The following is a 23,653-nucleotide window of genomic DNA, read 5'->3' as shown; positions in this document are numbered from 1 at the left end:
AAAAAAATCCAATATGACAAGGTAAGTGTATGACGATAGAATGGGAAGAATTCCTAGACCCTTATATTCAGGCAGTCGGAGAATTAAAGATCAAACTCCGCGGGATTCGCAAGCAGTACCGCAAGCAGCAGCGCCATTCTCCTATCGAGTTTGTCACCGGACGGGTCAAACCGATTGAAAGTATCAAAGAAAAGATGGCACTGCGAGGAATCCGCGAGGAAACCATCGCTCAGGAAATGCAGGATATTGCCGGTCTGCGGGTAATGGTCCAATTTGTTGATGATGTCGATGAGGTACTGGAAGTGCTGCGCCGGCGGACAGATATGCGCATCATTCAGGAGCGGGACTACATTAAGAATAAAAAAGCCAGCGGCTATCGGAGCTATCATGTCATCATTGAATATCCGGTGGATACCATTAATGGCAGCAAGCTGATTCTGGCTGAAATTCAGATACGGACCCTGTCCATGAACTTTTGGGCAACCATTGAGCATTCTTTGAATTACAAGTATAAAGGAGAATTTCCGGAGGAAATCAAGCGACGTTTGGAAACGACGGCCAATCTGGCCTACCAGCTTGATGAGGAAATGGGAGCTATCCGCGACGCCATTCAGGAGGCGCAGGCTCTCTTTGATCCGCTGCACCGCAAGCTCAATGACGGTGTCGGAAACAGTGACGATACAGATGAAGAATACAGATAAAAAAATAGCGATCATTCGCAATCGGAAAAGACAGAGTGAAGAAGTCTATCAGCAGTTAAAGCAGAAAATCCGAACCAGCGGCTTTATCCTGACACCCAAAAATCCCGATATCGTGATTTCTGTGGGCGGTGACGGCATGCTGCTTTCGGCCTTTCACAAGTATGAGCAGCAGCTGGATAAGGTCCGTTTTGTCGGTGTCCATACCGGCCATTTGGGCTTTTATACGGATTATCGCGATTTTGAGCTGGATAAGCTGGTTGAAAATCTGAAACTGGACACAGGGGCCAAGGTCTCCTATCCGATTTTAAATGTCAAAATTACCTTCGAAAACGGGGAAAACCGAGTTATCCGAGCTCTTAATGAAGCGACGATTAAGCGTTCAGACCGGACCATGGTGGCGGATGTCATCATCAATCATGTCCACTTTGAGCGTTTCAGAGGTGACGGAATCTCTGTCTCCACACCGACCGGCAGCACTGCCTACAATAAATCTCTGGGCGGAGCTGTTTTGCATCCGACCATCGAGGCCTTGCAGGTGACGGAAATTGCCAGCCTTAACAACCGTGTCTATCGAACGCTAGGCTCCTCGGTGATTGTGCCCAAAAAGGACAAGATTGAGCTGGTGCCGACCCGCAATGACTACCATACCATCGCTGTAGACAATCAGACTTTTTCTTTTAAAAACATCGTTCGCATTGAGTATCAGATTGATAATCATAAGATTCACTTTGTTGCTTCGCCCAGTCACACCAGTTTTTGGAATCGGGTCAGAGATTCCTTTATCGGAGAGTGCCAGGAATGAGGTTTGAATTTGTTGCAGATGAGCATATCAAGGTGAAAACCTTTCTGAAAAAGCAGGAAATTTCCAAGGGGCTGCTGGCTAAGATTAAGTTTCAGGGCGGCAGCATTTTGGTTAACAATCAGCCGCAGAATGCGGTTTATCTGCTGGATGTCGGTGACAGGGTTACGGTGGATATTCCGGCAGAGAGAGGGTTTGAGTCCCTGCAGGCGGTTCGGCGGGACTTATCGGTGGTATATGAAGACCAGCATTTCTTGATCTTGGATAAGCCTGCCGGTGTGGCCAGTATTCCCAGTGTCAATCATTCCAATACGATGGCCAATTTTGTCAAAGCATACTACATAGACCGGGAGTATGAAAATCAGCGGGTGCATATTGCGACGCGGCTGGATAAGGATACCAGCGGGCTCATGCTCTTTGCCAAGCATGGGTATGCCCATGCCCGGCTGGATCAGCAGCTGCAGAAAAAAGTGATAGAAAAGCGTTATTATGCTCTAGTCAAGGGGGAAGGCGACCTAGAGGAGCGGGGTGAGATTATCGCGCCGATTGGGCGCAATCCTGAGAGTATCATCACGCGGCGCGTGGTCAAGGATGGTAAATATGCTCATACCAGCTATCGGGTAGTGGAGCGTTTCGGTGATGTCTATCTGCTGGACATTCGCCTGCACACCGGGCGGACACACCAGATCCGTGTTCACTTTTCCCATATTGGTTTTCCGCTTTTGGGCGATGATCTTTATGGGGGCAGTCTGCAGGAGGGGATTGCCCGGCAGGCCCTGCATTGCCATTCCCTGAAATTTTACAATGCCTTCAGCGGCCGGGAAATTGAGCGCGGCAGCCCCCTGCCGGAAGATTTTAAGCGCATGATTGAGAAATTTAAAAATTAGGAACCTCTATTCATGGATAACTTCAGCAGCTCTAAATGATTCTTTCATTAAAAGCCTTGCTTTGAACTGCTCGCTGTCCTGCGTTCTGTGTTTGAAGCAGCAGTCTGCTGCTCAATGAAAAACAAATAGCAAACATAGCGTAGGTTCGGTATTTCTGTAAAGCTGCGTCTAGCAGAAGGACGGTAAGCCAGTCCTCCGGCTGGACTGGCAGTGTCACTTTCATGAATATAGATTTTAAGAAACAAAGGAGTTTAAAAAACGATGAAAATTTTTGATTCTATCCGGGAAGCCCTGAAAGGCAAGGAAGTTAAAATTGTCCTGCCCGAGGGAGAAGAGCCGCGGATTTTGCAGGCGACCAAACGCTTGGTCAAAGAAACGAATGTAACCCCAGTGCTTTTGGGCAACCCAGAGAAAATCCGTATCTATCTGGAAATCGAGGGGGTTACCGAAGGTTATCAGGTGATTGATCCGTCCAACTGTTCCTGCTTTGAAGAAATGGTGGCAGCTTTTGTTGAGCGCCGCAAGGGAAAAATCACTGCTGATGAAGCCCGTCAGCTGCTGAAGGAAGATGTCAACTACTTTGGGGTTATGCTGGTTTATTTGGGCAAGGTGCAAGGCATGGTGTCCGGTGCTATTCATTCGACTGCTGCAACGGTTCGGCCGGCTCTCCAAATCATTAAGACCCTGCCTTGGGTTTCTCGGACTTCCGGAGCCTTTCTCATGGTGCGCGGCGATGAGCGCTATATTTTCAGTGACTGTGCTATCAATATTGATCCAGATGCTGCCAGTCTGGCAGAAATTGCCATCAATTCGGCTTTGACAGCACAGATTTTTGGGATTGATCCTAAAGTGGCCATGCTCAGCTATTCGACCAAGGGGTCTGGATTTGGTGAGAAAGTGGACAAGGTGGTAGAGGCGACCAAGATTGCTCAGGAAATGCGGCCGGATTTAGCAATTGACGGTGAGCTTCAGTTTGATGCAGCTTTCGTTCCAGCCACAGCTGAGCTGAAAGCGCCGGGCAGCCCTGTTGCCGGTCAGGCGACTGTCTTTGTCTTCCCCAGCATTGAAGCAGGGAATATCAGTTATAAAATGGCAGAGCGCTTAGGCGGATTTTCAGCTGTAGGGCCAATCCTGCAGGGACTCAACCATCCGGTCAACGACCTGTCCCGCGGCTGCAATGCGGATGATGTCTATAAATTAACATTGATTACGGCCAGCCAGGCTGTAGGGCATTATTAAAATGAGGAGGGCTGAGCTCTCCTTTTTGTGGCCCTTGCTTTCTTATGCTATACTAGAGTTATGTTAGATTTGAAGAAATATGGAATTGTCATGTGGGAGGAGGAGAAGATTGGCGCCTTCCGCCGGAAGCTCTTGGCCTGGTATGATGAAGACAAGCGTGACCTGCCTTGGCGCAGAACCAGCAATCCCTATCATATCTGGATTTCGGAGATTATGCTGCAGCAGACTCGGGTAGACACCGTTATCCCTTACTATGAGCGCTTTCTGGACTGGTTTCCGACTGCGGCCGACTTGGCTGCAGCGCCGGAAGAAAAACTGCTCAAGGCTTGGGAGGGGCTGGGGTATTATTCCCGGGTCCGCAATATGCAAAAGGCGGCCCAGCAGATGATGGCGGATTTCGATGGGGAATTCCCTGATAGCTACGAAGCGATTGCCAGTCTCAAAGGCATCGGCCCTTATACAGCTGGGGCTATTGCCAGCATTGCCTTCGGGCTGCCTGAGCCGGCGGTGGATGGCAATGTCATGCGGGTGCTGAGCCGGCTGTTTGAGGTGGACTTAGATATCGGGGTTCCCAGCAATCGCAAGGTGTTTCAGGCCATGATGGAGCTTTTGATTGATCCGGACCGGCCTGGGGACTTCAATCAGGCGCTGATGGACTTGGGCTCAGATATTGAGGCGCCGGTCAATCCTCGTCCAGAGGCCAGCCCGGTCAGGGAATTCAGTGCAGCCTATCTGCATGGGACCATGGATAAGTATCCAATAAAGGCAGCGAAGAAAAAACCGGTTCCAGTCTACCTGCAGGGCTTGATTGTTGAAAATGCCCAGGGGCAGTTCTTACTGGAAAAAAATGAAGCTGCGGGGCTTTTGTCGGGTTTTTGGCACTTTCCGCTGATCGAGGTGGATGAATTCAGAGAAGAGCAAATGGACCTCTTTGAAGCGGCCGAGCCTGAAGCTGCTTTGGAACTCTCACCGCAGGAGAGTTTTGAGCAGGATTATCAGTTGGCAGTCGACTGGCAGGAGTTGATTTTTCCCAGAGTTCAGCATGTTTTCAGCCACCGTAAGTGGCAGATTCAGCTGACTTACGGCAGGACAGAGGACAGAGAGCACGGCGCAGCAGCTCAAGTCTTGTGGCTGACTCCGGAGGAGTTTGCTTCCTATCCTCTTGCAAAACCGCAGCAGAAGATGTGGGAAGCTTTCCAGCAAGCCAGAAAATAGCAAAAAATCTGAGACCGAATGGTTCTCAGATTTTTGACTGCATCGGTTTTTACAAAGCAGCAAATGCTTTAATCTCATCTGCTGACATAGAAGAATCGCAGCGAACAGCGACTTGTCCGTTCTTGACATGAACAAAGCCCGGCACAGTGGGAATGCCGTACTCGGAGCGGAAGGCCTGCAGCTTGTCCAGCTCGCTGGCTTCTTCACTGTTGATGAAGAAAACATGCGCTTTAGTTTCTGCGACAACACCGGCGAGGGTTGCAGCAAATTTGCGGCAGTAGGGACAGGTCTTGCGGCCGATGAAGAAGGTTGCGGTTTCCTTGTCAGCAATTGCCTGGCGAGCGCGGTCGACAGTTGTCACTTCTAGGTCCTTAATGTTTTGAGCAAATTGTTCCATAATGATCCTCATTTCTTTTGATAAGACTAGTATGCCATAAATTTTAGAAAAATGCTTGATTTGGAAACGGAAAAACCAGAGAATGGAAAATCCAATCTCTGGCTGCTTGCTCTATAGGATGGCTTTTATTTGATAAAAGCCTGGATTTCTGCTTCGATAGCAGCAATTTTTGCCTGAGCATCTTCGCTGCTGCTGCCGACAACAGCAATGTAAAACTTTATTTTTGGCTCGGTGCCGGAAGGGCGGACCGCAATCCAAGAGCCGTCAGCCAATGTGTACTTGAGCACATCGCTCGGCGGCGTTGTCAGAGCCGTCACGGTACCGTCTGCAGCCGTGGAGGTTTGGGCTTTAAAGTCTTCTGTCACAGAAACAGCTGCAGCGTTGAATGCTTTAGGAGCACTGTCGCGGAATTTGCCCATAATAGCCTTGATTTGCTCAGCGCCGTCAACACCGGACAGGGTTACAGAAATAGTCTTTTCTGCAAAGTAGCCGTATTCTTTGTAGATTTCTTCGATGCCGTCTGCCAAGGTCAGGCCGCGGGAACGGTAGTAGGCTGCCAGCTCAGCAACCACCAGAACGGCCTGAATCGCATCCTTATCACGGACAAATGGCTTAATCAGGTAGCCAAAGCTTTCCTCAAAGCCCATCATGTAAGTGTGGTTGTGTTTTTCTTCAAACTCCTGAATTTTTTCAGCGATAAACTTAAAGCCGGTCAGGACGTTAAACATCGTTGCGCCATAGCTTTCGGCAATTTTGCTGACCAAATCGCTGGATACAATTGACTTGCAGAGAGCCGCATTGGCAGGCAGGGTACCGGCATTTTTATGTGCTTCCAGGATATACTTAGCCATAATGGCCCCGATTTGGTTGCCGGAGAGATTGAGGTAGCTGCCGTCTTTTTGGAGGACTTCAACGCCGACCCGGTCTGCGTCAGGGTCTGTTGCCACCAGCACGTCAGCGCCTACCTCGCGGCCCAGTTCCTCTGCCAGAGCAAAGGCTGCCTGACTTTCTGGATTAGGAGATTTGACCGTTGAAAAGTCAGGATCTGGCACGGCCTGCGCTTCAACCACCTGAACGGAGTCAAATCCAGCCTGCGCCAAAGCACGGCGGGCCAGCATTTCTCCAGTACCATGAAGAGGAGTGTAGACAATCTTCATGTCCTTGCCGTATTCATCAATCAGCTGCTGATTGATATTGACATCCTTGACTTCTTTGAGGTATTCAGTATCAACGGCGTCGCCAATAACTTCAATCAGGCCGGAAGCTTTTTCAGCATCAACATCCGCCACTTCAATGGCAAATGGATTTTCGATGGCCCGAATGTAGCCAGTCAGAGCATCAGCGTCATGCGGCGGCATCTGCCCGCCGTCTTCACCGTAAACCTTGTAGCCGTTGAAAGGAGCAGGGTTGTGGCTGGCTGTAATCATGATACCGGCAAAGGTTCCCAAATGCCGAACGGCAAATGACAATTCAGGAGTCGGCCGCAGGCTTTCAAAGACATAGGATTTGATGCCATGCTTGGCCAGAACAGCTGCTGACTCAAAGGCGAATTCCGGTGAAAAATGGCGGGAATCGTAGGCAATGGCAACGCCGCGTTTCTTGAAAGCTTCACCTTTTTCATCAATCAAGCGGGCCAAACCTTCGGTCGCCTGCCGAACGACATAGATATTGATACGGTTGGTACCGGCACCGATCAGACCGCGCATGCCGGCAGTACCAAACTCAAGATTGGTATAAAAAGCATCTTCTTTGGTCTTTTCATCCATCTGCTGCAGCTCTTGGCGGAGGTAGTCAGGAAGATCCGCATAGTCAAGCCATTTTTGGAAGTTATCTTGATAAGTCATAGGTGAAGTCTCCTTTATTTTTAAAATGCAAGAGCAGGAAGTGAGAAATAGTCTCTCAGCAATTACTTCTCTTTGATTATTTAATCGCTTTCATTGTAACATATTTTCATAGTTTTTGAAAGCACCGGCCCGAAAAAGAATGAAATATTCTAGAAAATTGAGCTGATTAGCGAAGAAAAAATAAATCACCGGAAGTGATTATTTTTTGATTTTTTCAAGAGAGGGAACAATGCTTACTGTAAGAATGGCTGAAATAATCAGCTCTGCGATTGAATTTGCAGAAAGAACAACTGCTAATAAGGCTTGGATATTGCCCTGATAAACATTGGAAAAGAGGAAAAAGATGCCGCCCAGAACAAAGACGGTATTGGCAGCAGATCCGGCTGCTCCGGCCAGAATCAGGCCTAATTTATTTTTCATGAATGTATAGACATAATAAGGGGCTAGACCGATAAGGATGCGGGGCACTAGGGCAATCAGGAGCGAAGAAAAGTTTCCGTTGGGCACAAAGGGAGAGAAGAGATAGCTGGTCGGCAGGAGTACGACGGTATTTGTAACAAGGCTGATGATTCCCATCAGAAAACCAAGCACCGCCCCAACCTTTGGTCCATAGAGGATGCTGGCAATGATGACAGGGATATGGATAATGGTCGGTTTGATGGGGACGGGCAGCAGGTTAAAAATTACTGAACTGAGGAGGTGCAGAACCAGCATCACAGCGAAAAAAATCGCGATTTGAGCAATGTTAGACTGTTTTCTCATAGACGAGTTCCTTTACTTTTTCAATAATAACAGCGACATCTGCCAGAGCACCGAGCCCTCTGTCGCCGCAGGCCAGGACAGCTTCCCGCGGCTGGATAATCTGCCAGCCAAACTGTTCCAATTTTTTTAGATTGTGCTGGGTCAGCGGGTTTTCATACATTTTGGTATTCATGGCCGGCGCAATCACCTTTTTGACATGGAGAGGCAGAGCCAGCGCTGCGGCAGTAACCATATTGTCCGCCAGACCGTTGGCCAATTTGGCAATGGTATTGGCTGTGGCAGGCGCTAGGGCAAAGACATCGGTCTTTTTGGCGATATCGATATGGTTGACCTTGCTGGGATCAGGCTCTTGCATGATGTCCAGTGCGACTGGTCTTTGGGACAAGACCTGCAGGGTCAGAGGCGTGATAAACTCAGCAGCTGCCTCTGTCATGAGAACAGCCACTTCAAAGCCTTCTTTTTTCAGGCTGCTGGTTATATCGGCTGCCTTGTAAGCTGAGATGCTGCCGGTAACGGCAAGAGTAATCGTAGTCATAAGTTAAAGTTCCTTTGCATGGAGATAATGGACAAGCAGCTGAGCAATTTCTTCCTTGGACTGAGCTTCTTCCAGAGAATCTTTGCGGACCAGATAGGCCTGATGGCGGTCTTCTGAAATGTCCAGCAAGTCATTGGCGACAATGATGTCGGCCTGATTCTTATCCAGACTGGCACGCGCCGTTTCTATGAGCTTTTCCTTGGAAACATCTACCAGAAGTTTAAAGCCGATCAGGCGGATGTGGGGATTCCATTCTTTGACCTTGCTGATAATTTTCGGCGTTTTCTTGAGAAAGAGGACCTGACTTTCCTCCTGAGAAGAAATCTTGCTTTCTGAGTTGCTCCTGTCCAAAAACTCTGCCACATCTGAGCTGGCAGCGACTTCTTCCAGGCCTGTCATATAGACTGGTGTGTAGTCCGATACGGCCATGGAATGAATGAGGGCATCATGGGTCTTGACCAGCGGCTCCAGCACCGCAAGGAGTTCTGCGACATTTTCGACAATTTCAATCCTTAGGTGCTCATGAGCAGCAGGCTTGAGCGCCTTGCGGGTGGTGACCAAGGTTACTTGGTCGCCCTTGGCTAAGAACTTTTCCGCAATGGCTGCACCCAGCCGTCCGGTCGAATGATTGGTAATGGAGCGGACCCGGTCGATTTTCTCGCTGGTACCGCCAGAGGTAATCAATATGTTCATAGCCCTATTTTACAAGAAAAAAGAAATTTAGTAAAATAATTCTAGTTACAAAGTGTTACAGCGGAAGATTGAAGAGCATTCCCTCTAATATCCTGTGTTTTCATCGAGCCTATCTTGCTCTGATATTTACTTTTTCCCGAACATTAAAAACAATACAGAGTTTAATCGTGCAGTTTTTACTCTTTTTTGCTATAATCAATCTATCAAATTAGAGGAGTTCCTGATGAAAACAGATATTGAAATTGCTCAGAGCGTTGAATTGCAGCCGATTGTAGATGTAGTGGAGAAGATTGGCATCAGCTACGATGACCTGGAGCTCTACGGCAAATACAAGGCTAAGCTCAGCTTTGATAAGATCCGCGAAGTGGAGAAAAATCCTGTCGGCAAGCTGATTTTGGTAACAGCAATCAATCCAACTCCAGCAGGAGAAGGCAAGTCTACCATTACCATCGGCCTAGCAGATGCCCTCAATAAAATCGGCAAGAAAACCATGATTGCCATCCGCGAACCATCTCTGGGACCGGTCATGGGCATCAAGGGCGGAGCTGCAGGCGGCGGTCATGCTCAGGTCCTGCCGATGGAGGACATCAATCTGCATTTTACTGGCGATATGCATGCCATTACAACGGCCAATAATGCCCTCTCTGCGCTGATTGACAACCATCTGCATCAGGGAAACAGTCTGGGAATCGACCAGCGCCGGATTATCTGGAAGCGGGTCGTGGACCTCAATGATCGGGCCCTGCGCCATGTAACGGTTGGCTTGGGCAGCCCGGTCAATGGCATTCCGCGCGAGGATGGCTTTGACATCACCGTAGCTTCTGAAATCATGGCCATTCTCTGTCTGGCAACAGATATTGAGGATCTGAAGCAGCGATTGGCTCAAATTGTCATCGGCTACCGCTATGACCGCTCACCTGTCTATGTCCGTGATTTGGAAGTGGAAGGCGCACTGGCTTTGGTGCTGAAAGATGCCATCAAACCCAACTTGGTGCAGACCATTTACGGAACGCCGGCCTTTGTCCACGGCGGACCCTTTGCCAATATCGCCCATGGCTGCAACTCTGTCCTGGCCACCAGCACCGCCCTGCGCTTGGCCGATTATACGGTAACGGAAGCCGGCTTCGGAGCTGACTTGGGAGCTGAGAAATTTTTGGACATTAAGACGCCCAACCTACCAACCAGTCCGGATGCAGTCGTTATCGTAGCAACCCTTCGCGCCCTTAAGATGAATGGCGGTGTGGCCAAGGATGCCCTGACAGGGGAAAATGTTGCTGCTGTGCGGTCTGGCTTTGCCAATCTCAAACGCCATGTGGAAAATATCCGCAAATTCGGCATTCCGGCAGTAGTGGCTATCAATGAGTTCGTCTCCGACACTGCAGCTGAAATCGCTGCTCTCAAGGAACTCTGCGCAGAAAGCGGGGTTCCTGTCGAACTGGCCAGCGTCTGGGCAGACGGAGCAGAGGGCGGTGTGGCCTTGGCTGAGACAGTGGCCAAGACCATTGATGAGCAGCCGGCTGACTATGTCCGTCTTTATGACAATGACCTCAGTATTGAAGAAAAGATTGAAAAAATTGTCAAAGAAATCTACCGCGGTTCTAAGGTTACTTTTGAAAAGAAAGCACAGACTCAAATTCGCGACATTGTCAAGAACGGCTGGGACAAGCTGCCCATCTGTATGGCCAAGACCCAGTACAGCTTTTCTGACAATCCTGCTGCCTTGGGAGCACCGGAAAACTTTGACATCACCATCCGGGAACTGGTACCAAAACTGGGTGCCGGCTTCATCGTAGCCCTGACCGGTGACGTCATGACCATGCCGGGTCTGCCAAAACGTCCGGCTGCCCTTAATATGGATGTGGCCGCAGACGGCACGGCGATTGGACTCTTCTAAATTGAATAGAAATACAGAAAAAAGGCTTGTTATGAGCCTTTTTCTGGTATAATAAAGACATATGTCTATTTAAAGGAGGAAGATTGTTGAAAAGAAGAAGTCTTGAACGAGAATTAGCCTATTTAGTCTCAGGGGAATTAATAAGTATGGTCTTATTTTGTATTGTGTATGCAATGTATACAAGACCAGACACGCGGTTCGCTGCCTCCAGTGCCATTCTTTATTTTCCTCTGGGCATTGTCAATCTGATCTTAGTTCAAGGTTCTTTCTATTGGCTCAACTGTTTATGGCGGGTCCGGCAGAAGAAAGCCCTGAAAACTCAGCGAATTGCCCCCATCTATAAGAGATTGAAAGTGCTGGATTTAATTTTGCTGGCTTCCTATATTCCCATTTGGTTTTTGACTTTCAGAGAAAACACTATCAATAATGCTGTTATAGGAATCCTGCTCTGGCTCTTTGCCATCATTGAATTCATTAATTACTTTTACTATCGCCTGTCTTACTATGCCATGGGCGGCCTCAGCTTGCAGATTATCCGGCCGTTCAGGTTACTCTTTACCGGGAAGGCTGCCAAATCGCAGATTGCCAAAGAAATTCTCCTATACAAAAAGAAGTATAGGAAATGACTCAGGGTAAAAGTTTTCTTGTCGAAAAAACTTCTGATAATCTCTTTCTGCTATAATACTAAATATGAGGAATATAGAAAATGATAAAATTAGACCAATTACGGGAAAATCTAGCGATTATCTCTTTTGAGACAAGGGATGAGCTACATGACTGGTTGCTGGAAAACGGCCAAAGCTCTGCCGATATTTGGGTGAGAATTTTCAAGACGAAAAGTAAGGCAAAATCTGTTAGTTTTCATGAGGTCTTGGAAGAAGGTCTGTGCTTCGGCTGGAGTGAAAGCATGAGACGTTCTTATGACGACTTATCTTATTTGCAGAAATTTACCCCAAGAAAGGGCAGTAAAACACAATCTGAGCGCAATTTAAAGCTTGTTGAAAAATTAGAGAGCCAAAAGAGAATGCGACCCGAAGGTTACACCGCCCTGGGCTTGGACTCTGAAAATTTATAGCAGATGAGGAGATGAAATGAAAATCAGACTTGCTAGGAAAGAAGACGCAGCAGCACTGGTGGCTATCTATGCTCCCTATGTCGAGGAAACAGCCATCACCTTTGAATATGATGTGCCATCGGTGGAGGAGTTTGCCGGCCGGATTGAGAAAACGCTGGTGAAATATCCCTATCTGCTTGCAGAAGAAGAGGGCCGAATCCTTGGCTATGCCTACGCTTCAGCCTACTACGGCCGGACGGCTTATGATTGGGCAGCGGAACTCTCGGTCTATCTGGCTCAAGATGTCCGTGGCCGAGGGGTTGGCAGTCGGCTCTATGCTGTCTTGGAAGATTTGCTGCAAAAGCAGGGCTATCTGCGTTTTCTGGCCTGCATTGCCCTGCCGAATGAGGCCAGTCTGGCCCTGCACAGAAAACGCGGTTACCAGCAAGTGGCCCATTTTCCCAAAATCGGCTATAAATTTGACCGCTGGCATGACATCGTCTGGCTGCAGAAGACCCTGGACGGTCCGGCTCAGCCTCTGAAATCCTTATCAGAAAGAGAGTTTGAATGATGAAAAAGAAATACCTTGCTGTCAGTCTTTTAAGTCTGGCTCTGCTGACCCTGTCCGGCTGTCAGGCTGTTGAAAATTGGTTTAAAAATGCTCAGGAAGACTGGCTGGGATTAGAGATGACTGTTCGGACTTATGACGAAAATTCCCAGCTCATTGATCGAATGTCCGGCAAATCCCTGTCCATTTCCCGCAATAAAGAATTTGATTCGGTGGATGCCGAAGGCAATTCCAAGGAAGATTCGTCCGTCCTTAAAGTGACTCTTGGCAAATATGAAATCGACCACGTGGGCTCTTCTCTGATTGCTGAGGAAAAAGGGCTGACGGATGTCTTTGCCCAGTATCAAAAGAATGTTGATAGGGAAGAAAACAGCAGCTCTGTTCCGGTCCTCAACCGGATGGTTTCCAAGCTGAAAAACGAATTTACCGGCAAGGAAAAGGTTATCCTGATTCGTTCTCAGAATGGAACTCCCCTAGCCACCTATGCCGGCAATCGGGTTTCGCTCAATAAATCCGATGCGCCAAAGACATCCGAGCTTTTGATTGACGGTAAACGGCTGATTATCTACCGCTGTGACTATACTATCTATGACCGGGAGTTATTGGAGTAGCTATGGAACTTAATCAATTAACCGCCCAGCTGCAGGCTGTGGCGAATCCTGACGATGCCAAGGCTATGAAGGCCTATATGAAAAACCAGTTTGAATTTCTGGGAGTCAAAACTCCGGTCAGGCGCAAGATTGCCAAGGCTTTCTTTAAGAGCCAGACCGGTCCTGATTTGGACTGGGATTTTGTCCGGCAGGCTTGGAAAGTCCCCTACAGAGAACTCCAGTATGCGGCCTTGGACTATTTGGACAGCAAGAAAAAACTCCTGCAGCCTGAGGATTTACCTCGTCTGAAAAGGCTGGCTCAAAGCAAATCCTGGTGGGATACCATTGATTTTCTGGACCGTTTGGTTGGTTCAGTCATTTACCGCTTTCCAGAAACGCAGAAGATCATTCTGGATTGGAGTCAGGATGAAAATTTTTGGCTGCGGCGCTTGGCCATTGACCACCAGCTGCTGCGAAAGGAAGAGACCAATACAGAGCTGTTGGAGCAGATTTTGCTCAATAATCTAGGGCAAACAGAATTTTTTATTAACAAAGCCATCGGCTGGGCTCTAAGAGATTATTCCAAAACCAACCCAGACTGGGTCAGGGATTTTATCCAGAAACACGGGAAAGAAATGGCTGCGCTAAGTATCCGAGAGGGGAGTAAATATTTATGAAGGAAATTTATTTGAAATATCTTGAAGAAGCCGACTATCCTGCATGGATGGAGGGATTTTCCAAGCGTCTGCCCTCTCAGAATCCCTTTGACGACGGGCTTTTGGACATGACCGTCTGTACAGAGGACTGGTTCGCAGAGTTGGTAGACCGGCACCGCCAGCTGCGCCAACAGGACCAGCAGTATATTTGGGCGATTTACGACCTGCAAAGCAATCAACATGTCGGTAGTCAATTTGGCCGTGCTGGCTCGGGCGGATTTTCAATGGGCCGAAATCGGCTATTCCATTCACAATCAATATTGGCGGCAGGGCTACGCCAGCTCTATGCTGCTTCAGCTCAAAGAAGCAGCTGAAGTCCTCGGTTTCCACCGCTTGGAAGCCCATGTCCATCCGCTTAATATCCCCTCACAAAACCTTCTGAAAAAATCCGGTTTTTATTTGGAGGGAATCCGGAAGAATTTCCAAAAAGAGGGGCAGGAGTGGCAGGACAGGGAAGTTTATGTTTGGATTGAGGGGTAAGACTTGACAGCCCGGACTTCTTGCGGTAAACTGTTTCTTGTGCGATGAGTCGATATGCAGTTTTTCTGCAAATTGAAGCATGGGAGGTCATAACGCAGGAGCGGACCTTGATGAGTTGTGTGAACCTGCTCATCACACGAAAGTGCCCTTATCCCCAGTCTACGGATTGGGGATTTTTCTATGTCTCTTAGTGAGGCAAGACCAATGGTCGAAGGTGAGCTTAGAGACATGGATACTGAGACGGTTGGCGTCGTGAGTGCTGTTGCTCTTGACGAAACAAGCCCCTAGGGCGAGGTTGAGTCATAGAGCAATGGATGCAGTTTTGTCCGTGAGGACAAAAGCTGTAAACCAAACAAGTTCTCTTAGTGAGGCAAGACCAATGGTCGAAGGTGAGCTTAGAGACATGGATACTGAGACGAGCAGCGTCGTGAGTGCTATTGCTCTTGACGAGTCAAATTCGCAGCATGCAGACGAGTTTAGAGATATTGATGCAGGCAGAGTGAAAGCTGGGTCTGCGTTTATTTGAAGACTTTGATACGGCAGATAAGAGACTGCCGGAAAACACTGAATATCGGCAGAGAGTTTCCAGCTGTAAAGTGCTGCAGCTGCTTTAGAAAGAGTTGCAATTTTCAGCAAAAATGGTATAATAGCAAAAATATAAAATTCTTTAAAAATCGCGAGGTAAGCTATGGGATATACAGTTGCCGTGGTCGGTGCTACTGGTGCCGTTGGCGCTCAGATGATAAAAATGCTGGAAGAATCATCTCTTCCGATTGATAAGGTCCGCTATCTGGCGTCTGCCCGTTCTGCAGGCAAGGTTTTGCCTTTTAGAGGTCAGGACATTGCTATTGAGGAGACGACAGAAGATGCTTTTGCAGGCGTTGATATTGCCCTCTTCTCAGCCGGCGGCTCAACCTCAGCTAAATATGCTCCCTATGCGGTCAAAGCAGGAGCAGTGGTAGTGGACAATACCTCTTATTTCCGCCAAGACAGCCAGACTCCCTTGGTTGTTCCTGAAGTCAATGCGCATGCGCTGGATCGCCACAAGGGGATTATCTCCTGTCCAAACTGCTCTACTATCCAAATGATGCTGCCGCTGAAGGCTATCGCAGATAAGTGGGGGATTGAGCGCGTGATTGTATCGACCTATCAGGCCGTCTCCGGCGCAGGTATGGGGGCCATTTTGGAAACGCAGGATCAGCTGCGCCAAGTACTCAACGACGGTGTGGATCCCAAGGACGTGACTGCGGCCATCTTGCCTTCTGGCGGCGACAAGAAGCATTATCCGATTGCCTTCAATGCTCTGCCGCAAATTGATGTTTTTACGGACAATGACTATACATACGAAGAGATGAAAATGACCAAAGAAACCAAGAAGATTCTGGAAGACGACTCTGTCAAGGTTTCTGCGACCTGCGTCCGCATCCCAGTCCTGTCAGCTCACTCTGAGTCTGTTTATATCGAAACCAAGGAAAACGCACCGATTGAGGAGGTCAAAGCAGCTATTGCAGCCTTTCCGGGCGCTGTTTTAGAAGACGATACTGCCCATCAAGTCTATCCGCAGGCCGTCAATGCCGTCGGCAGAAAAGAAACTTTTGTCGGCCGGATACGCAAGGATCTGGATGTTGAAAACGGCATTCATATGTGGATCGTGTCTGACAATCTGCTCAAAGGAGCTGCCTGGAATTCTGTCCAAATCGCAGAAACTCTTCATGAGCGCGGTTTGGTCCGTCCGGCAGAAGAACTTGTTTACGAGCTGAAATAACAGTCTAACTACTGTTCACGATAACTTAGGGGAGAAAGAGTAGATTTTTCGCCCCTCTTTTCATACAAAGAAAGGTGCGCCTATGGCCTATAACGACTTGAAAAACTGTAAAATCATCACGGCTTTCATTACTCCATTTCATGAAGATGGTTCGATTAATTTTGAAGCTATCCCGGATTTGATTGAGCATCTTTTGGCTCACCATACGGATGGCATCTTGCTGGCCGGTACGACAGCAGAGAGTCCGACTCTGACTCACGATGAAGAGCTGGAATTATTTGCGGCTGTTCAAAAAGTTGTCAATGGCCGGGTTCCCTTGATTGCTGGAGTCGGTACCAATGAAACGCGCGACTCAATTGAATTTGTCAAAGAAGTTGATGAATTTGGCGGTTTTGCGGCCGGTCTGGCCATCGTTCCTTACTACAACAAACCTTCTCAGGAAGGAATGTATCAGCACTTTAAAGCGATTGCGGATGCTTCCAACCTGCCCATCATTATCTACAATATCCCAGGGCGGGTTGTGGTCGAGATGACGCCTGAAACCATGCTGCGGCTGGCGGAGCATCCTAATATCATCGGCGTCAAGGAATGCACCAGTCTGGCTAATATGGCCTATCTGATTGAACATCGGCCGGAGGAATTTCTTGTCTATACTGGTGAAGATGGCGATGCCTTCCATGCTGTGAATCTCGGTGCCGATGGGGTTATTTCTGTTGCTTCTCATACAAATGGCGACGAAATGTTTGAGATGCTGGATGCGATTGCGCACAATGACATCAAAAAGGCAGCGGCTATTCAGCGGAAATTCATCCCCAAAGTGAATGCTCTGTTCTCTTATCCGAGTCCTGCCCCGGTTAAGGCGGTGCTGAATTATCTGGGCTTTGAAGCCGGGCCGACCCGTCTGCCCTTGGTTCCAGCGCCTGAAGAGGATGCCAAGCGCATTATTAAGGTTGTGGTGGACGGCGACTATCAAGCAACCAAGGAAACGGTCAAGGGAGTGCTGAGACCCGATTATTGAGATTGTTCAGGCGCGAGAAAAACGGACTGGGTGACAGTCCGTTTTAGTGTGTCAGCAGCAAATAGCCTATTCGCAGCAGAGCTAAGACCAGCAAATGCAGGGGATAAAAGTAATAAAAGAGCTTGCCGATGCTGGGTCCCTTCCGGCCGTTGTAAAAGGCAGTGACCAAAAGAAAGCCGGCAAAGGCGATGGCTGGCTCGGCCAAGCCGCTGATAGAAAAATTGACTGCAAGCAAGAGAAGCTGAATGCTGATCAGAGCAGCAAAGCCGGCAATTCTTCTGGCTGTGGGGTTCTGTATCTTTGCAAAAGCATAAATACCAAACACACCGCCTCCGAGGCCGCCATCAGCTAAAACTGACAAGGCAAAACAGAAAAGAACAATCAGCACTTTCTTCCAGGTTTTCTGCTGCCGGTCGCTGAAATAGAGAGCGCAGAGACCTAAAAAGAGCGTAAAGACAGTATTTTGCGTGATAAATCCGATACCGGTTACCCAGCCGATGAGCGAAAAGGGGAGGATGCTGATAAAGGCCAGCATGCCGAGGCGCTTCAGGTAGTTTTTGAGGTCATGGCTGTGCAGATAGCCTTCAGCAATACAAAAGGCAAAGACAGGAAAGGCCAGCCGGCCGATCATATGCATACTATTAGCAATCCAGTTGTCAGATAGGATATTCATGTTGATTTCCAGCGGGAAGAGCACCCAAGCAATATGGTCGATCAGCATGGCGAACATAGCAATCAGTTTTAGAGTGCTGCTGCTTATTGATTTTGAAGTCATGGTTTCCTCCTTTGACAGATACAGGGAACATTCTGATGCTCTGCGAAAATCAAGGCTGACCAAGCACTGCCCATAACCCCGAAGCAGTGATTTTGCTGGTCCTCCTGTCGAAAGAGCTTGCTCTAGCACTGTCTGCATTGAACCGATTATGTTCAAAGAGCAGCAAACTAGGCAGGAACTGTCAGGACGACAGGAACTGTTTGCTTTGTTGATGATTTTCACTGAGTATGAGTTCCGTTTTTTATCCTCCCATCTTACCGCAAATGTATCTGCGCTTCCATAACTTTAGCTTACATTTTCACTTCTTTTCTTACATTTTTGTAAGAAGGGAGCTGGTGAAAATTTTTTTGAAAAAATGGATAAAAGAAGGTATAATAGTTCTATAAGCTGCATCAAGGGGAGTCTGCTACGGTCCTGTTCGCAGAGGAAGCGGATGGGCAGCCGAGAGACGCGTGCTGCTGACTCTATCTATAATAAATAAAATCTAAAGGAGTTTTTATGCAAGTTATTAAAAGAAGCGGTGAAGTTGTAGACTTTGACCCGGATAAGATTTACCAAGCGGTTTTGAAGGCAGCTCAGACTGTCTATGTACTGACGGATGATCTCCGCCAGAATCTGGCCCAAGTCACTAAAAAGGTGGTACTGGATTTGGAAGAGGCCAAAGTTGAGCGTGCGACCATTAGCATGATTCAGTCCATGGTGGAAAGCCGTCTCTTGGGTGCTGGCTACATCACGATTGCCGAGCATTACATCTCTTACCGCCTGCAGCGTGATTTGGAGCGCAGTGGCTACGGCGATCATATTGCGGTGCATCTGCATTTCGAGCAAGTCCGCTAAGCAAGCGGCGATGAGACAGGAGGTGGCTCATGTTTCCAGTAACAGCAGCGCTTATTCAGGGTTTGCTGTGGTCAGCTCTGTGGATGCTGATGGTGCATCTGTCTGTGACAAGATTTCCCCAGACCATCCTTCATGATTATCCCAAAGATGTGCAGGAAGCTGCCGGTATTCCGGCAGCTGATAGGGAGCAGAAAAAGAAAAATATCCTTTTCGGCCTGATTAGTTTTACTGTCTTAATCCTGACAGCTCTGGCCGGTGCTCTTTGGACTTACGGCTGGAAGGAGACGCCGTTTCTGACCTTATTTGCGCATTATTGGCTAATGGGCATGGTTTGGAATGCGGTTGATCTTTTTCTTGTAGACTGGCTGCTGATCTGCTGCCTGACATCGCCGCTTTTTATCTTTCCGGGAACGGAGCACTGTCAGGGGCATAAAGACTATCTTTTTCATCTGAAAGGATTCTTCAAGGGCTGTCTGGCAATGAGCTTTGTTGCTCTCCTCTTAGCGGGAGTGACAGCGCTTATTCTGATTTTGATTTAAATGCTGAAAAAGTCCAAGCTGGGCTTTTTCATTTGCTCTGGTAATGGCGGTATCCTTGTTTTGATAATTGGCCGGCCCAAATCCCAGAAATATGGTAAAATAGTTTAGAGATAGGGTGTTTTGCAAATAAAGCACCGGTTGAAAGGAAAATTATGGCAACGATTCAATGGTTTCCAGGCCACATGTCCAAGGCAAGGCGGCAGGTTCAGGAAAATATCAAGTTTGTGGATTTTGTGACGATTTTGGTGGACGCCCGTCTGCCTTTGTCCAGTCAGAATCCTATGCTGACTAAGATTGTGGGGGACAAGCCCAAACTGCTGATTTTAAATAAGGCTGACTTGGCTGATCCAACGATCACCAAAGAATGGCAGCAGTATTTTGAAAGCAGGGGCCTCAAAACCTTGGCCATTAACTCCAAGGAGCAGGCTGCGGTCAAAAAAGTGACAGAGGCTGCTAAGAGTCTGATGGCTGATAAGCTGGCCCGTCAGCGGGAGCGGGGAATTCAGCTGGAAACCCTGCGAACGATGATTATCGGCATTCCCAATGCCGGCAAATCCACACTCATGAACCGGCTGGCCGGTAGGAAAATCGCTGTTGTGGGCAATAAACCCGGTGTGACAAAAGGCCAGCAGTGGCTTAAGTCCAATAAAGATCTGGAAATTCTGGATACGCCCGGCATTCTCTGGCCTAAGTTTGAAGACGAGACAGTAGCGCTCAAACTGGCTCTGACCGGCGCCATCAAGGACAATCTCCTGCCCATGGATGAGGTGACGATTTTCGGGCTCAATTATTTTAAGGAGTATTATCCTGAGGAGCTGCAGGCCCGCTTTCGGCAGATGAACTTAGAGGAAGCAGCACCTGAAATCATCATGGCCATGACGCAAACATTAGGCTTCCGTGATGATTATGACCGTTTTTACAGCCTTTTTGTCAAGGAAGTACGGGACGGCAAGCTGGGGCGCTATTCACTGGACAGGCTGGGAGAATCACATGACAACAATTAAGGAGATTCAGGAAGTCTTAGCCAACATTAGGAACATCAAGGACCCTAAACTTGCGGAGTTAGCTCAGGACCAGCGGGCAGGCGTACAGAAGGCGGTTGCCAAGCGGCAGCGGGAAATTCAGGCTGCGCTCGATGAAGAAGCGCGTTTGGAGAAGATGCTGCGCTGTGAGAAAGAACTGTATGCGCAGGGTTTTCAGGCGGTTGCCGGGATTGATGAGGTCGGCCGCGGTCCGCTGGCCGGACCGGTCTTAGCAGCAGCGGTCATTCTTCCCCAAAACTGCAAAATAAAAGGACTGAACGACAGCAAGAAAATTCCCAAAAAGAAGCATGAGGAACTCTATCAGGCGGTTATGGATCAGGCTGTGGCCGTTGGTATCGGCTGTGTGGATAACGAGATGATTGACAAAGTCAACATCTACGAAGCGACCAAGCTGGCGATGATGAAGGCTGTCGGAAAGCTGGCGGTCCGGCCTGATTATCTGCTCATTGATGCCATGAGGCTGGAGCTTGATTTGCCCCAGCAGTCCATCATCAAAGGGGATGCCAATTCCCTGTCTATTGCGGCCGCATCGATTGTGGCCAAGGTCACTCGGGATCGCCTGATGGCAGACTGCGATCAACAATTTCCCGGCTACGACTTTGCTCACAATGCCGGCTATGGGACCAAGCTTCACTTGCAGGGGCTCAAAAAACTAGGGGTGAGCCCCATCCACCGCAGGACATTTGAGCCTGTCAAATCCATGCTGAAAAACAGTCAGCCGCAAGAGGTGAGAAATGCTGATAAGTAAAGTCTTAAATAATAATGTTGTGATTTCAGAAGAAGAGCAGGAAGAAGTGATTCTCATGGGGCGGGGGCTGGCATTTGGCCGCAAGGCCGGTGATGAAATCCCAGACCAGCTGATTGAGAAAAAGTATGTCTTAAGTCAAAGCAAGCGCCAGTTATTGCTGGAACTGCCGCCGGAAATCATGGAAATGGCAGATGAGGTCATTTCTTTTGCGCGGGAAAAGCTTCAGAAAAGGATGAAGGACAGTGCCTTTCTGTCGATGGCTGATCACATGCACGGAGTCGTGCTGCGCTTGGAAGATGAACTGTATCTGAAAAATTTCCTTACATGGGATATTAAACGCTTTTTTCCAGCTGAGTTTGAGGTTAGCAGGTATGCCAGCGGTCTGCTCAGCAATTACTTGGGCAGGGAGCTGCCGGACGATGAAGCGGCCTTTATGGCCCTGACTCTGGTCAATGCTGAGCTGGACAGCGGTGCTGGAGCGGCGCGTGATTTGACTATGCTGATGGAAGAAATCCTGACGATTGTCAAGTACAGTCTGGAAATATCCTTGGATGAGGAGAATATCTATGTTGAGCGCTTTATGACCCATCTTAAATTTTTCTGTGAGCGGGTGCTGACCGACAGCGGCCACCGCGATCTGGGAGACAATGAGATGTTTGAGATGATGAAAATCAAGTATCCCTTGGCCTATGAAACGACCAGAAGGATTGCAGAATTTCTCAAACAGACCCGAGATTATGATACCTCAGATGATGAACAGCTTTATCTGACCATCCACCTATCACGAATGAAAAGGAGAATGCCATGAGAACAGAGTACGAAAAGATGACTGCCGGGGAGAGATACCGGCCGCAGGACCCTGAACTGGAGCAATTGGCTCTTCGCTCTAAAGAATTTCAGTATCGCTTTAACGAGGAAAAGGACAGTGCTAAGCGCAAAGCAATCATCAAAGAGTGGTTTGGCAGCACCGGACACAAGGTGTCTATGAAGCCGAACTTGGTCTGTGACTACGGCCTCAACATTCATCTGGGAGAGAATTTTTATTCCAACTGGAATATGACCATGCTGGATGTTTGCCCTATCAGAATCGGAGACAATGCCCTCTTTGGTCCCAACTGTCAGCTCTTAACTCCCCTGCACCCTTTGGATCCAGCCGAGCGCAATTCAGGTATCGAATATGGTGCACCTATTACTATCGGGGATAATTTCTGGGCAGGCGGCGGGGTGACGATCCTGCCAGGCGTGACGCTGGGAGACAATGTTGTGGTCGGAGCCGGTTCGGTCGTGACCAAATCTTTCGGCGACAATGTTGTCTTAGCGGGCAACCCAGCCCGGATCATCAGAGAAATCCCTGTAAAAGACTGAACGGAGGTGGGACGATGACAGATTATTTGGCAATTGATATCGGCGGAACCTTTGTCAAATCTGCTCTTGTATCAGAGCAGGGAGAGATTGGGCAGGTAGAGAAAACTCCGACACCAGAAGCTTTAGAGGATTTTCTGCAGCTGCTGGAAGAGCTGACTGCGAAAAAAAGAGGGCAGATTGCCGGTGTGGCTCTTTCCTGTCCGGGGAAAATCGATCCAGCCAGCGGTTATGTTTTTGTCGGCGGTTCTCTGGAGTATGTAAAGGAACTGCCTTTAAAGGATTATCTGAAAGACAAGACACAGCTTCCCTGCGCTGTCATGAATGATGCCAAGGCCGCCCTTCTGGCTGAGGTTTGGAAAGGGCATCTGCAAAACAGCCGCAATGCACTGATTTTGACGCTGGGTACAGGGCTTGGCGGCGCTATACTGCTAAATGGCCGCCCTCTGCAGGGGCAGCATTTTCAGGCCGGGGAGCTGAGTTTTGTTTTGAATCATCCCGACGGCTCTCTCTCTGAAAACTGGTGGGCCAGTCAGGCATCTGGCGTTTCCTTTGTCGAAAGAGCGGCCCAAGTACTGGATTTGCCGGACAGGCAGGACGGCAAGGCTGTTTTTGAGGCGATTGCCGGCGGCCAGCACCCTCAGCTGAACCGTCTGTTTGAGCAATACTGTCAGGATTTGGCTTTGATTGTCTATAATCTGCATACAATTTTGGATTTGGAGAAGGTGTTAATCGGCGGCGGTATCAGCAGCCAGCCGGTTCTTTTGGATGGTATCCGCTCAGCTTACAGCACAATCAAGAAGTCTTCTCCAGTCTTAGACAGCATGCTTTCTGATGTGGAAATTGACAGCTGTGCCTTTAAAAACGAAGCCAACCTGCTGGGGGCCGTATGCCACTTGAGAAACAGTATGTGAATCGAGTATAAAAGAGGAGACTGGACCAGACTCCCATCAAATAATAGAATACAGGAAGAGGCTGAGACAGACTCCCATGATGGCTGCGTCCTCACCCACAGAGGGAGCTATCTTCGGGAAGATACCGTATAAGACTCCCATGATGGCTGTGTCCTCACCCACAGAGGGATGGATCTTTTGGGAGATACCGTATAAAAGTCTTTCAGTCTCGCTTTGTTTTGGTAAAAAACTCTTGACGCGGTAGCTGATTGCTCAAAAGCTCCAGTGGAGGTTTTGAG

At 48.5% G+C, this 23,653-nt stretch carries 27 protein-coding genes; 21 read left to right on the top strand and 6 right to left on the bottom strand.

The features are described 5' to 3' along the window. Positions 1-29 precede the first annotated feature (29 nt). The 5 genes from yjbM to mutY all read left to right on the top strand — a co-directional run bounded on the left by yjbM (position 30) and on the right by mutY (position 4,841). The gene (gene yjbM, locus DHL47_RS06720; RefSeq protein WP_128837363.1) at positions 30-701 is read left to right on the top strand and encodes a GTP diphosphokinase; all 672 of its coding nucleotides are present in this window, start codon (positions 30-32) and stop codon (positions 699-701) included. Continuing rightward, complete coding sequence (locus DHL47_RS06715; RefSeq protein WP_128837362.1) at positions 655-1,503, top strand: NAD kinase; 849 nt, start codon at positions 655-657, stop codon at positions 1,501-1,503. The genes yjbM and DHL47_RS06715 overlap by 47 nt, the downstream gene beginning before the upstream one ends. Further along, positions 1,500-2,387, top strand: a complete 888-nt coding sequence (locus tag DHL47_RS06710) for an RluA family pseudouridine synthase (RefSeq protein ID WP_209551321.1) — start codon at positions 1,500-1,502, stop codon at positions 2,385-2,387. The genes DHL47_RS06715 and DHL47_RS06710 overlap by 4 nt, the downstream gene beginning before the upstream one ends. 261 nt (positions 2,388-2,648) lie before the next feature. Further along, complete coding sequence (pta, locus tag DHL47_RS06705) at positions 2,649-3,626, top strand: phosphate acetyltransferase (protein WP_128837360.1); 978 nt, start codon at positions 2,649-2,651, stop codon at positions 3,624-3,626. A gap of 60 nt (positions 3,627-3,686) precedes the next feature. After that, positions 3,687-4,841 carry an A/G-specific adenine glycosylase gene (gene mutY, locus DHL47_RS06700; RefSeq protein WP_209551320.1) on the top strand — a complete coding sequence of 385 codons (1,155 nt, stop codon included), beginning with the start codon at positions 3,687-3,689 and terminating at the stop codon, positions 4,839-4,841. A 49-nt stretch (positions 4,842-4,890) separates the two neighbouring features. Here mutY and DHL47_RS06695 read toward each other — a convergent pair whose 3' ends face one another. From DHL47_RS06695 to DHL47_RS06675, 5 genes are all read right to left on the bottom strand, one after another. Then, positions 4,891-5,250, bottom strand: coding sequence for a DUF6568 family protein (locus DHL47_RS06695; RefSeq protein WP_338060095.1), 360 nt, complete (start codon positions 5,248-5,250; stop codon positions 4,891-4,893). A 113-nt stretch (positions 5,251-5,363) separates the two neighbouring features. Further along, positions 5,364-7,082, bottom strand: a complete 1,719-nt coding sequence (locus DHL47_RS06690; RefSeq protein ID WP_209551318.1) for a phospho-sugar mutase — start codon at positions 7,080-7,082, stop codon at positions 5,364-5,366. A gap of 198 nt (positions 7,083-7,280) precedes the next feature. Continuing rightward, on the bottom strand, positions 7,281-7,844 hold the full coding sequence (locus DHL47_RS06685; RefSeq protein ID WP_209551317.1) for an ECF transporter S component: 564 nt from the start codon (positions 7,842-7,844) through the stop codon (positions 7,281-7,283). Then, positions 7,828-8,379: a phosphopantothenoylcysteine decarboxylase gene (gene coaC, locus DHL47_RS06680; protein WP_209551316.1), complete on the bottom strand. Its 552-nt coding sequence runs from the start codon at positions 8,377-8,379 to the stop codon at positions 7,828-7,830. Before coaC ends, DHL47_RS06685 begins: the two co-directional genes overlap by 17 nt. A gap of 3 nt (positions 8,380-8,382) precedes the next feature. Beyond that, complete coding sequence (locus DHL47_RS06675; RefSeq protein ID WP_128837357.1) at positions 8,383-9,072, bottom strand: phosphopantothenate--cysteine ligase; 690 nt, start codon at positions 9,070-9,072, stop codon at positions 8,383-8,385. A 223-nt stretch (positions 9,073-9,295) separates the two neighbouring features. Between DHL47_RS06675 and DHL47_RS06670 the strand changes: the two genes are divergently transcribed. The 9 genes from DHL47_RS06670 (at position 9,296) to dapA (ending at position 17,157) form a co-directional block, all read left to right on the top strand. Further along, a complete protein-coding gene (locus DHL47_RS06670; protein ID WP_209551315.1) occupies positions 9,296-10,966 on the top strand; it encodes a formate--tetrahydrofolate ligase in 1,671 nt (556 codons plus the stop codon). 173 nt (positions 10,967-11,139) lie between these two features. Continuing rightward, positions 11,140-11,592 (top strand): hypothetical protein, encoded by a 453-nt coding sequence (locus DHL47_RS06665; RefSeq protein ID WP_209551314.1) that lies wholly within the window; start codon positions 11,140-11,142, stop codon positions 11,590-11,592. A gap of 80 nt (positions 11,593-11,672) precedes the next feature. Next, positions 11,673-12,041: a YdeI/OmpD-associated family protein gene (locus DHL47_RS06660; protein WP_209551313.1), complete on the top strand. Its 369-nt coding sequence runs from the start codon at positions 11,673-11,675 to the stop codon at positions 12,039-12,041. Positions 12,042-12,057: 16 nt separating this feature from the next. Beyond that, complete coding sequence (locus tag DHL47_RS06655; RefSeq protein ID WP_128837354.1) at positions 12,058-12,591, top strand: GNAT family N-acetyltransferase; 534 nt, start codon at positions 12,058-12,060, stop codon at positions 12,589-12,591. Then, a complete protein-coding gene (locus DHL47_RS06650) occupies positions 12,588-13,199 on the top strand; it encodes a DUF5052 family protein (RefSeq protein ID WP_209551312.1) in 612 nt (203 codons plus the stop codon). The genes DHL47_RS06655 and DHL47_RS06650 overlap by 4 nt, the downstream gene beginning before the upstream one ends. Positions 13,200-13,201: 2 nt before the next feature. Then, positions 13,202-13,855: a DNA alkylation repair protein gene (locus DHL47_RS06645; protein WP_209551311.1), complete on the top strand. Its 654-nt coding sequence runs from the start codon at positions 13,202-13,204 to the stop codon at positions 13,853-13,855. A gap of 219 nt (positions 13,856-14,074) precedes the next feature. After that, entirely contained in the window at positions 14,075-14,374 is a 300-nt protein-coding gene (locus DHL47_RS13630; protein WP_245335568.1) for a GNAT family N-acetyltransferase, read from the top strand. Between the two features lie 688 nt (positions 14,375-15,062). Further along, a complete protein-coding gene (locus DHL47_RS06635) occupies positions 15,063-16,139 on the top strand; it encodes an aspartate-semialdehyde dehydrogenase (protein WP_209551310.1) in 1,077 nt (358 codons plus the stop codon). Positions 16,140-16,221: 82 nt separating this feature from the next. Then, the gene (gene dapA / locus DHL47_RS06630; protein ID WP_209551309.1) at positions 16,222-17,157 is read left to right on the top strand and encodes a 4-hydroxy-tetrahydrodipicolinate synthase; all 936 of its coding nucleotides are present in this window, start codon (positions 16,222-16,224) and stop codon (positions 17,155-17,157) included. A gap of 43 nt (positions 17,158-17,200) precedes the next feature. On the opposite strand, the gene DHL47_RS06625 is transcribed toward dapA, so the two are convergent. Next, positions 17,201-17,932: a TraX family protein gene (locus DHL47_RS06625; protein ID WP_209551308.1), complete on the bottom strand. Its 732-nt coding sequence runs from the start codon at positions 17,930-17,932 to the stop codon at positions 17,201-17,203. A gap of 498 nt (positions 17,933-18,430) precedes the next feature. Here DHL47_RS06625 and DHL47_RS06620 point away from each other — a divergent pair, with 498 nt between their 5' ends. The 7 genes from DHL47_RS06620 to DHL47_RS06590 all read left to right on the top strand — a co-directional run bounded on the left by DHL47_RS06620 (position 18,431) and on the right by DHL47_RS06590 (position 23,375). Continuing rightward, positions 18,431-18,769 carry an ATP cone domain-containing protein gene (locus DHL47_RS06620; protein WP_128837670.1) on the top strand — a complete coding sequence of 113 codons (339 nt, stop codon included), beginning with the start codon at positions 18,431-18,433 and terminating at the stop codon, positions 18,767-18,769. 29 nt (positions 18,770-18,798) lie between these two features. After that, a complete protein-coding gene (locus tag DHL47_RS06615; RefSeq protein ID WP_209551307.1) occupies positions 18,799-19,308 on the top strand; it encodes a hypothetical protein in 510 nt (169 codons plus the stop codon). A gap of 152 nt (positions 19,309-19,460) precedes the next feature. Next, on the top strand, positions 19,461-20,312 hold the full coding sequence (gene ylqF / locus DHL47_RS06610; RefSeq protein ID WP_209551306.1) for a ribosome biogenesis GTPase YlqF: 852 nt from the start codon (positions 19,461-19,463) through the stop codon (positions 20,310-20,312). After that, positions 20,299-21,099, top strand: a complete 801-nt coding sequence (locus DHL47_RS06605) for a ribonuclease HII (RefSeq protein ID WP_209551305.1) — start codon at positions 20,299-20,301, stop codon at positions 21,097-21,099. Before ylqF ends, DHL47_RS06605 begins: the two co-directional genes overlap by 14 nt. Further along, positions 21,086-21,907, top strand: a complete 822-nt coding sequence (locus tag DHL47_RS06600; RefSeq protein ID WP_209551304.1) for a PRD domain-containing protein — start codon at positions 21,086-21,088, stop codon at positions 21,905-21,907. Before DHL47_RS06605 ends, DHL47_RS06600 begins: the two co-directional genes overlap by 14 nt. Next, positions 21,904-22,464, top strand: a complete 561-nt coding sequence (locus tag DHL47_RS06595) for a sugar O-acetyltransferase (protein ID WP_128837656.1) — start codon at positions 21,904-21,906, stop codon at positions 22,462-22,464. Before DHL47_RS06600 ends, DHL47_RS06595 begins: the two co-directional genes overlap by 4 nt. A 14-nt stretch (positions 22,465-22,478) precedes the next feature. Next, a complete protein-coding gene (locus DHL47_RS06590; RefSeq protein WP_209551303.1) occupies positions 22,479-23,375 on the top strand; it encodes an ROK family protein in 897 nt (298 codons plus the stop codon). Positions 23,376-23,653 lie beyond the last annotated feature (278 nt).

The organism is Streptococcus panodentis, from assembly GCF_017884005.1.
In the GTDB taxonomy this organism is placed as follows: Bacteria; Bacillota; Bacilli; order Lactobacillales; family Streptococcaceae; genus Streptococcus; species Streptococcus panodentis.
This window is presented reverse-complemented; position numbering and strand designations above follow the sequence as displayed.